The organism is Chloroflexota bacterium (assembly GCA_035652535.1).
Taxonomy (GTDB): domain Bacteria; phylum Chloroflexota; class UBA6077; order UBA6077; family SHYK01; genus DASRDP01.
The window spans coordinates 1-9,543 of sequence record DASRDP010000005.1; the positions used below are offsets into that span (position 1 = coordinate 1).

Genomic DNA, 9,543 nt, shown 5'->3' on the forward strand with positions numbered 1-9,543 from the left:
GTCATGCCGAGCGCAGCGAGGCATCTCGCGCGGGAGAGATCCCTCGGGCTTTGCCCTCGGGATGACAGACCGGCCGTTGGGCGCCCGCGGGATGACAGGCCGGCTTTTGGGTGCCATCGGGACGACAGGCCGGCCGCTGGTCGTGCCGAGCGCAGCGCCGCCGCCCCGGTCATGCCGAGCGCAGCGAGGCGCCGCCGCCCCGGTCATGCCGAGCGCAGCGAGGCGACGCCGCCCCGGTCATGCCGAGCGCAGCGAGGCATCTCGCGCGGGAGAGATCCCTCGGGCTTTGCCCTCGGGATGACAGGCCGGCTTTTGGGCGCCCTCGGGATGACAGGCCGGCTGTTGGGCGCCCGCGGGATGACAGGCCGGGCCGTTGGGTGCCCTGAGCCCCCTTTCCCGGCTTTCCCACCGACAGGGAGGAAGGATCCTCGCCCGCCTGCGGGGCGGATGAAGCGAAATCAGCCGCCGTCGAGGGCGAACTGGGCGAGCGGATCGATCGGCTCGGTGCGCAGCCCCTGCTGGAACTGGTAGCGCACCAGCTCCGTGAGCGTCTTCTGCTCGACCGGGCCCAGCCGGTACTCGTGGGGATCGCCGCCGATCACGTCCTCGAGCCACGCCTCGTGGGCGCGCTGCTGCTCCGTCATGTAGCGCGGCGCCTCTTTTCGCGACGCGCGGAACGCCTCCAGCAGGCTCTCGGCGAGCCACGGATGCTCGTCGAGGACTTCCTGCCGGATCACGAAGGTATGGCTCATCGGGTACACGTTCGTTCGGTGGAAAAAGCTGGCCGCCTCCTCCTGCCACCGGTCGCCAAGGACCTTTCGAACGGTGGGGCCGGGCTGCACGTACGGGTCGAGCCCCGCGTCGATCTCGCCGCGCTGGAGCATCTCGACCGCCTTCTCGCGCGACGCGGGCTCGGGCACGCGCTGGATGTCGAAGTCGGGTGGCGCCCCCTCGCCCTCGGGGTCGGGCTCCGCGGTGTACCAGTGCACGCTGCGCAGGTCCACGCCGTACTCATTCTCCAGGAGGCCCTTGGTCCACGTGGGCGACGTGGAGTTCCACCGGTGGACCGTCACCCGCTTCCCATTCAGGTCCGATGGCGACCTGATGGGCGCGTCGACGTAGCAGTGGATCTGCCGGTGAGGGAAGCTCCGCGCGAGAAACACGGGGAGCGCGACCAGCGGCACGCCCCGCGTGCGGGCGAGGAGGAACGAGGACGTCGAGCATTCGCCTCCCATGAGCTGGCCCGCGAGGATCTGCCGGTGTCGCTCGCCGGTGTTGTCGAGACCGTCGCTGAAGTCGTTCGCGACCGACAGGCGTACCCCCTTAGGCTGAACGGTTCCATCGTAGAGGGCGCTCGTCAGCGGCGTCCGCGCCATGAAAAGCGAGAGGTCCAGGGGTGCGCTCATCGGTTTCCTCCTTCAATTTCCCCGTCGACGGGGGAGGGTCGGGGAGGGGGGACCCCCAATCCCCAGCCTTTTCCTAACGCATCTCCCAGTCATAGATGTTCCATACGTCCGTGTTCAGGCTCGCGTTGTCCGGGCCTTTCAAAACCGATTGAAACGCGGCCACGCTCGGGTTGTAGTACAGCACCCAGGCCGGCAGCTCGTCGTTCAGGAGCCGCAGCATCCCGATGATCTGCTCGCGGCGCTGGTCAGGATCGAGGGTCGAGTTGAACGCGGTCCACAGCTCCTCGTACGCGGGGTTCACCCACGAGCCGCGGTTCGAGCCGCTCCATCGGTTCGCGTCGGTGGGAATCGCGGCCTGCGTGAAGCTCTCCAGCCGCGACGACGACGCGATGTACAGGGCGGGGAAGCTGCTTCGCAGCTTCCCGTCGCGAAGAGCGGCCGCCGGCAGCACGTTGGGCCGGGCGTCGAAGCCAACCTTGTTCCAGGTGTCGACGATGACGGCCAGCTCCTTTCCATACTGGGGCGACGCGTGGTTCCAGACCTCCATGCTGAAGCGCTCGCCGCCCGCGTTCACGAACGCTCCGTCGCGGTTCCGCGTATACCCCGCGTCCGACATGTACCCGGCCGTCTTGCGCTCGTCGTAGGGATAGTGGGCGATCGTCTGCTGCGCGCGCGCGATGGTCGCGTCCATGTCCGGCACGCGCTCGTATCGGCTGTACCGGGTCAGGAAGATGTCTGACATGTCGCCATGGCCCTCGAACATCGCCTCATTGAGGGCGTCGCGATCGATGGACGAGACGAGCGCCCTCCGCACGCGCGGGTCGAGGAGGTCGCGCGGGGAGACGAGGTCCGGCCGGAACTGCGCCGCCATGAACCGCGAGGTGTCGGGCGTGAAGAGCACGGTTCCCCGGGCGCCGTCGCCCCAGTCTTTTTGGAGGGTCGTGCCGTGCTCGAAGCGGAGGGCGCGCCCCGTCGCATACTCGACCTCGCCCGACAACAGGTTGGTGAAGGCCACGTTCTCATCGGCGAAGAAGTGCACGATGACGCGCTCGATCTTGGGCCGACCGAGGACGTGTCCCTCGAACGCGGTGCCCACCAGCAGCGCGCCAGGCTCCCAGCGCTGGATGCGATAGGGCCCCAGCCCGACGTAGTCCGTCGTCCAGAAGGACTGGGCGACAAAGGCTTCCGCGTCCATCCGCCCGAAAGGCTCCTCCAGCAGATGCTTCGGGAGTGCCTGGAAGTTCATCGCGAGCGCGCCGGCATCCGGGTACGTCTCGCGCCAGCGGATGATCACCGTGCGCGGGTCGGGAGCATCCACCCCCTCCATCTGCTTGAGCGGTGGGGAATCCGCCAGCCCGAACGCCGGCGTCGAGTACACGGCCCACGCGAAGGCGAAGTCGTCCGCCGAGAGGGGCGCGCCATCCTGCCAGGTCAAGCCCTGACGCAGGTGGTAGGTCGTCTCCATCCGCCCGTCGGGGAAAACCCGCCACGAATCGGTGTTGAGCTGTGGCAGCGCCTCCGCCAGGTACGGCCGCGGCTCGCTCTTGCCGTCCTGCATATCGAGCTGGGCGTTGAAGAGTCGCGTCGTTGAGCTGACGCCCGAGCCGGTGTCCCGCAAGGGGACGGATGCGAGGCTCTCGGGCTCGTAGCGGACCGCGATGTCCAGCGTCGTCGCCGGTCGGTCGACGCTCGACCGGCCCGCTGGGCGCGGCCCGCCGGCGGGCGTGGGCGCGCACCCGACCAGCACCGCGAGGGCAAGGGCGCCGATCGTGGCGAGTCGGTGCGCCCGGCGCGGTGGGAGGGCGGAACGCTCGTGTCGGACCATGCGGGCCAGCATCGCGTCACTCCTTTTGGGGCGGGCTGTCAGCCGGCGGACGACGCGCCCGTCCTGCCCGGGTCGCTCCGCCAGACCACGTACGAATACGCGACGAGCCCGATGATCATAATCGGCAAGCCGACCACGACGGCGAACAGGAGCCGTGGGTCGTTCGTCGCCCCGGCCAGCAGGAACAGCAGCCCGAGGACGATGAAGGCGCGCCCGCCGACGCGGTGCGTGCGTGCCCAGGACAGCTCGCTCGAGAGCGTCCACGGCGTGCGAACGCCCATGAAGAAGTTGCTCCGCGTCTTGCCGAGCTGGGCGCCGATGACGATGAAGAGGGCGCCCACCGCGACGGGCAGCGCCGCGTACACGCTGATCGCCACGCCGACGCTGGTGAGGACGAGGAAGACGTGGACGGCGGCCAGGAAGGCGACGACGGCGATCCAGATGACGGCATACGCGCCCGACGACGCGATGAGGTTTGCCCGCCGGGGCTCGACGCGGGGAAGCAGCGCCAGGATGGCCGTCACGACGGCGGCCATGGCCGGCGTCACGAGGAGCGCCTCGCCTTTGCCGCCGTAGCGGTCCGGCTGACCGCTCGGGCCCCAGTGGACCGGAAGCCAGGCATCCGATGGGAGGAGCACCCACGCCCATGCGCTGAAGGCGAACATGCCCAGGACCAGGCCCACGCTGAGCGCGAGCGCCAAACCCAGCTTCATCCCCATCACCTCACTCGTGGCGCGTCGCATAGTACCACGGTGCGGACTCTCCCTCCCCCGCGGCAGCGGGGGTGGGGGAGCTCACCCCCTCACCCTCACCCTCTCCCCCGTCGCGGGGGAGAGGGAAAGCGGCAACTCCCTCCCCTGCGCCAGCGGGGGTGGGGGAATCACCCCCGCCCTGACCCTCCCCCCGACGCAGCGATGAACTCGCGGATGGTCGACCACGCCTGCTCCGGCCGACCGCGGATGGCGTTGAACTCCGTGTTCGGAAAGATGGCGAGCCACGAGCGCGGGAAGCGCGCGTGCAGCTCGACGGCGTGGCCGATGGGGTGGACGGGATCGTCGACGTCGCCCCGCATCACCAGGACCGGCGCCGGCACGCGGTCGGCGACGGCCCGCAGGTCGAAGTACTCGTGGAAGGCCGGCTGCGCGTGGAGGCCGAGGTAGAAGGCGTTGACTGCCTCCCAGTCGCTGCCGTGGTGGTACTCGAGGTCGCGCTTCCGCTGCTCGGAAAGCGCCGCCGCCCGTTGGGCGTCGCCGGACGGCGAGCTGTAGGCGATCGGGGCATTGAGAATCAGGGTCGCCACGCGATCCGGATGGTCTGCCGCGAAACGGGTGGCGATCCGCGTGCCCAGCGTCTCCGCGGCCAGATGAACGGACGAAATGCTCAGAGCGTCGAGGAGGCCGGCGAGATCGTCGATCCAGTCCGACGGCCGAATAGAGGAGACGTGGGCGCTGCCCGCCATGCCCCGTGGGTCTGGCAGGATCACCCGAAAGCCGGTCGCGCGCTCCCGCATGGGCGCGACCCACGCTTTGGCGCTGTCGAACCGCGTGGCGGCGATGTAGATGAAGGGGGCGCCCTCTCCCACCTCCTCGTAGTTGAGATCGACCCCGCTGACGAGGACCTTTGGCATGGCGAACGCTCCTTCGATCGGCCGGCCTCGCGGGCTCGGCCCTGCGCCGCGTATTTTCGCCGAGGCGCAGGACGCGCGGGCGGGCCCTTCGAGGAGCCTGCCCCGAGCGCCCGTCGACAGGCTCAGGGCGAGCGGAGCCGGGGCTCAGGGCGAACGGGCGGCTACGGTCATAGACGCCGCCGCGCCTCGGCGCTATGCTTGGGCGCACACCACCACTGAGGGAGGTCGAGATGGCGGCGGGCCCGGAGGCAACCGAGGCGATCATCGAGGCGTTCGACCGGGAGCTGGCCGAGCAGGGGCTCCGGGGACACTGGCGCGGCGTCGCGCGCGCGAAGCTTGCGCCCGGCGAGCGCGCCCAGCTCTGGAAGTGGGACCACATCTACGCGAGCCTCATGCGGGCAGGCGAGCTGATCGACCTCGAATACACGGGGCGGCGCACGGTCCAGCTCGTGACCAAGGGGCTCGACGGCACGAGTCCGACCATCCAAATGTCCGTCCAGCTCGTGAAGCCGGGCGAGGTCGCCGCGGCCCATCGCCACATGTTCGCCGCGACGCGCTTTATTGTGCAGGGCAGGGGAGCCTACACGACCGTGGACGGCGAGGCTGTCTACCTCGAGGCCGGCGACTACGTGACGACGCCAAGCTGGGGCTGGCACGATCACACCAATCCGACGGACGAGCCGATGGTCTGGCTCGACATCCACGACAACCCGCTCGTCGGCGGCGCGCTCCACGTCCGACTGGGCGAGGAGTACCCCATGCGCAGCCAGCCCCTCATCGCGCGCGAGGGGACGGCCCTGGACCTCATGGGCGGCGTCCGTCCCATATCGCGACCGGCGCACCCCGCGCACCAACCGGCCCTCTACAAGCGCGACGCGGTCCTTGCCGCCCTGGACCGCGCGGCGGCGGGGGAGGCCGATCCATGCGACGGCATCGTCCTCGATTACGTCAATCCGGTCAACGGCGGGCACCTCCTCCCGACGATGGGGGCGCGAATCCAGATGTTGCGGCCCGGCGAGCGCACGCAGCCCCACCGCCACACCTCGTATACGATCTACCACGTCGTCGAGGGCCAGGGGGCGACGGTGGTGGGGGAGAAGCGGCTCGAATGGGCGAAGGGTGACTGCTTCACGGTTCCCAGCTGGGACTGGCACGCCCACGAGCAGTTGGGGGCGAATCGCGCGGTGCTCTTCTCCGTGCACAACCAGCCGGTGCTGGAAGCGTTCGATCTGTATCGCGAGGAGCGAGAAGAAGACTAGGCGCGCGCCCGGCGGAGCTGCGCGGCGAGCCATTCCTCGTCGAGGGCGCCGAAGCTGGGCAGCGTCGTCTGGCCAATCGGCTCCCACCGGCATGGCCGCGGCGTGGGCGCGTGGCTGCACGTCTCGACGCCCACCACGGCCGTGAACGCTCCGTCCGGCCGTGGCCCGATGCGGAGGACAACGCTCCGGACGCCGAGCCCGTTCGAGGACGTGACCCATCTCCAGAAGAATTCGCCGCCCTCGTACCGGGAGGCCACAACCTCGGGCATCCCGGCGACCTCCGCCGCGCGGTACACCACGTCGTCGAGCGGGCCGGCGGCGAAGCGCGTGTTGATGCGCGGCACGGACTCAGCTCCTCCGGCCTGGGCGGCGTCGCGCGGGGTTGCCGACCTCGACCGTCACTGGACGTTCAGGACGCCCACGGCGCCGATCCCCATGTTCCGCATGCTGTGGTCGACGAAGGGATACTGTCCGGCGTCCCGGATCACGAGATCGAAGATCGCGCCCGCGCCTGGCGCGATCTGCCAGGTGGAGACGCCGTTCAGGGCGTGCGCGGCGTCTCCGTCGGGATACACCGTCTCGAACATCGAGCCGATCACGTGGAACGCGCTGGACAGATTCGGCCCCGCGTCCACAACGTATAGGCGAATGCGCTCCCCGGCCCGCGCCGTCAGCGGCTGGTCACGGTACTGGTAGGCCATGCCGTTGAACACGACCTCGTCCGGCGAGACAGTGAACATCTTCCCCGGATCGCCGGTCAGGAGCGACCCCTGGAGCTGCTGCGTGTACCACTCCGACTGCACCAGCACGTAGCTGACGTCGGCCGGCGGCAGGGCGGGAACGGGGTCGACGACGATCGCGCCGTACATACCGTTCGCCATGTGCATGAGCACGGGCGGCGTCCCGCAGTGATAGACGAAGACGCCCGCGGTCCGCGCGACGAATGAGAACTGCAGGGAATCGCCGGGGTTGATGCTCCGATAGGCCACGTTTGGCGGCACCTCCGCGGCGTGGAAGTCGATGGAGTGCTGCATGATCCCTCGATTCACGTAGGTAACGTTTACGGTCTGTCCCTGACGCACGTGGAGCACGGGGCCGGGCACCGTGCCGTCGTAGGTCCAGGCCGCGTAGCTGACGCCGTTGGCGATCTCCACATTCGTGTCGGTTGACGTGATCGTGAGGGACACGCTGTCGCCTGTTCCGATGAGCGGGGGAAGCGTCGCGTCACGCGCCTGGGCGATCGCGGTGCTCGAGGCGAGGGAGAGGGGAGACACGGCCGCCGCCGCGCTCGCGGGGGTCGCGGGCGAAACGTTGAGCGCGCTCTGCAGGCTTCCAACGGGCACGACGATGGCGACCACGATCGCCACGATGGCGACCGCCTGCTCGCTCCATGGCAGCGGGGGTGGCACCTCGGCGAGGGCGGACGCCGGCGCCCACTCGGCAACCCGGCTCCAGCGAGGCCACCGCCGTTGGATGTAGTGGTCGAGGCTGTAGGGCGTGCGCCCATGGGCGCGATCGATCAGGATCAGGGCGAGGAACACGATGACGTACACGAGCCCCGGCCCCGGGTTCGTCGCGCCGACCGTGTATGGCCCCCCAAACCCTTCAGCGGTGGCCCAGATCAGAAGGCTGAGGACGCTACCGGCGACGGAGATCCACTTTCGGGCGAGGCCGAAGAGGAGGCCCACCGCGATGAGGGTCTCGATGACGCGCGTCAGGAAGATGAAGACGTCGGCCGCGGGGTTGACGATGGTGAGCCAGATGGCAAACCATGGCTGAAGCCAGCCGGGCTGGCCCTGCTGGGCATTGGTCAGATAGCCGACGTAGTGGGCGGCGAACTCGGGCTGCCAGGCGAGGTAGGCGTCGATGGCCCAGATCACGCCGAAGGCGGCGCGCAGGGCGCCCGCCATCGCCGCCAGCAGGGTCGACCAGCCGACTCCGCGCGTCACCACGAGCGCAACCCCCCCGCCTTGCGCCCAGCCGGGCTGCCCGCAACGCCACTCCGTGCGCCCGCGGCGGTCAAGTAGATAGTCAGACGCCGCTCCCACCGGAGTGGGAGCGGCCGTCGGCGACGGAACGGCGCGGCCACGGGAGGGAGAGGCGATGAGCCCCTCGCCCACCTCGGGGAAGAGGGCCGCGTGAAGGGGCAGGACGGGCGTGGCCCGAATGACATCCCCCGCATGCGGTTAGTCCCGGTACGACGGGTCGTCGCGATCCAGCAGCCGGAGCAACGCCGGCCAGGCGGGCTCGTCGCGACCCCGCAGGTGCGTGGCATCCTCCACCGCCTCCATCGGAGGCATGACCAGCGGCACGCCGGCCGACTGGGCGACGATCTGGGCGCGACACGCGAGGTCAAGGTAGTACGCGGCGATGAACGCCTCGGCGGCGGTCTGCCCGGTGGTGAGAAAGCCGTGGTTGCGCATCAGCATCACCCACTTGTCGCCCATGTCCTCGGCGAGGCGCGACCGCTCGGTCGGGTCGGTCCCCGCGCGGCCGTACTCGTGGTACGCGACCTGCCCGTGAAACCGCATGGCGGCCTGGGAGATCGGAAGGAGGCCGCATTCCTGCGCCGACACCGCGACGGTGTAGGTGTTGTGGGCGTGGAGCACGCAGTTGACGTCCGGACGGGCTTCGAGGATCGCGCTATGAATCGCGACGCCGACCGGGCTCACCCGGTGCGGGCTCGGCCCGATCTTGTTCCCGGCCAGATCGACCCGGACCAGACTGGAGGCGGTGATCTCGTGGAACATGAACCCGCTCGGGTTGATCAGAAATGTGGGAGTGGGACCGGGCACGCGCAGCGAGATGTGGGTGCTGACCAGCTCGCTCATGCCGTATCGGTCCGCCAATCGGTACGTTGCAGCGAGCTGGACGCGCAGATCCCGCTCGATGGCCGCCGCGTCGCCGCTTTCGCTGCTGGCCTGCGTCACGGTCTGGCTCACGGAAGTACCTCCCGCTCGAACTTGTCCGTATTGTACTCACGGTCTCCATCGCAGACGGGGCTCAGGCCTGGCCGCCCCCGCGGCCAACCTGAGGGCGGAGCCCGAAGGATCTCGCGCAATCGAGATGCTTCGCTACGCTCAGCATGACAACACCACGCGCTCAGCACAACGCCCTTAGGGTCATCCTGAGGGCGGAGCCCGAAGGATCTCGCGCATTCGAGATGCTTCGCTACGCTCAGCATGACAACACCACGCGCTCAGCACAACGCCCTTAGGGTCATCCTGAGGGCGGAGCCCGAAGGATCTCGCTCGATCGAGATGCTTCGCTACGCTCAGCATGACAACACCACGCGCTCAGCACAACGCCCTTAGGGTCATCCTGAGGGCGGAGCCCGAAGGATCTCGCGCAATCGAGATGCTTCGCTACGCTCAGCATGACAACACCACGCGCTCAGCACAACGCCCTTAGGGTCATCCTGAGGGC

Annotated in this window: 8 protein-coding genes; 1 reads left to right on the forward strand and 7 read right to left on the reverse strand. The window is 69.2% G+C overall.

Going from position 1 to position 9,543, the window contains the following annotated elements; genetic code table 11:
• Positions 1-458 precede the first annotated feature (458 nt).
• From VFC51_00775 to VFC51_00790, 4 genes are all read right to left on the reverse strand, one after another.
• Complete coding sequence (locus tag VFC51_00775) at positions 459-1,406, reverse strand: hypothetical protein (GenBank protein HZT05540.1); 948 nt, start codon at positions 1,404-1,406, stop codon at positions 459-461.
• A gap of 73 nt (positions 1,407-1,479) precedes the next feature.
• Positions 1,480-3,243, reverse strand: coding sequence for an ABC transporter substrate-binding protein (locus tag VFC51_00780; GenBank protein HZT05541.1), 1,764 nt, complete (start codon positions 3,241-3,243; stop codon positions 1,480-1,482).
• 26 nt (positions 3,244-3,269) lie between these two features.
• Entirely contained in the window at positions 3,270-3,944 is a 675-nt protein-coding gene (locus VFC51_00785) for an SdpI family protein (GenBank protein ID HZT05542.1), read from the reverse strand.
• Between the two features lie 167 nt (positions 3,945-4,111).
• Positions 4,112-4,858, reverse strand: a complete 747-nt coding sequence (locus VFC51_00790) for an alpha/beta hydrolase (protein ID HZT05543.1) — start codon at positions 4,856-4,858, stop codon at positions 4,112-4,114.
• A gap of 230 nt (positions 4,859-5,088) precedes the next feature.
• Here VFC51_00790 and VFC51_00795 point away from each other — a divergent pair, with 230 nt between their 5' ends.
• Complete coding sequence (locus tag VFC51_00795) at positions 5,089-6,117, forward strand: cupin domain-containing protein (protein HZT05544.1); 1,029 nt, start codon at positions 5,089-5,091, stop codon at positions 6,115-6,117.
• On the opposite strand, the gene VFC51_00800 is transcribed toward VFC51_00795, so the two are convergent.
• The 3 genes from VFC51_00800 to VFC51_00810 form a co-directional block, all read right to left on the reverse strand.
• The gene (locus VFC51_00800; GenBank protein HZT05545.1) at positions 6,114-6,461 is read right to left on the reverse strand and encodes a hypothetical protein; all 348 of its coding nucleotides are present in this window, start codon (positions 6,459-6,461) and stop codon (positions 6,114-6,116) included. The two genes, VFC51_00795 and VFC51_00800, sit on opposite strands and share 4 nt — an antisense overlap.
• Before the next feature lie 54 nt (positions 6,462-6,515).
• Positions 6,516-8,069, reverse strand: a complete 1,554-nt coding sequence (locus VFC51_00805; protein ID HZT05546.1) for a multicopper oxidase domain-containing protein — start codon at positions 8,067-8,069, stop codon at positions 6,516-6,518.
• A 234-nt stretch (positions 8,070-8,303) separates the two neighbouring features.
• Positions 8,304-9,059: a class II aldolase/adducin family protein gene (locus VFC51_00810; GenBank protein HZT05547.1), complete on the reverse strand. Its 756-nt coding sequence runs from the start codon at positions 9,057-9,059 to the stop codon at positions 8,304-8,306.
• Positions 9,060-9,543: the final 484 nt, after the last annotated feature.

What these genes read in the sequence shown, in the direction of transcription:
- VFC51_00790 (HZT05543.1), bottom strand. Translation starts at nt 4,858, where the DNA reads ATGCCAAAGGTCCTCGTCAGCGGGGTCGATCTCAACTACGAGGAGGTG.
- VFC51_00775 (HZT05540.1), bottom strand. Translation starts at nt 1,406, where the DNA reads ATGAGCGCACCCCTGGACCTCTCGCTTTTCATGGCGCGGACGCCGCTG.
- VFC51_00785 (HZT05542.1), bottom strand. Translation starts at nt 3,944, where the DNA reads ATGAAGCTGGGTTTGGCGCTCGCGCTCAGCGTGGGCCTGGTCCTGGGC.
- VFC51_00780 (HZT05541.1), bottom strand. Translation starts at nt 3,243, where the DNA reads ATGCTGGCCCGCATGGTCCGACACGAGCGTTCCGCCCTCCCACCGCGC.
- VFC51_00795 (HZT05544.1), top strand. Translation starts at nt 5,089, where the DNA reads ATGGCGGCGGGCCCGGAGGCAACCGAGGCGATCATCGAGGCGTTCGAC.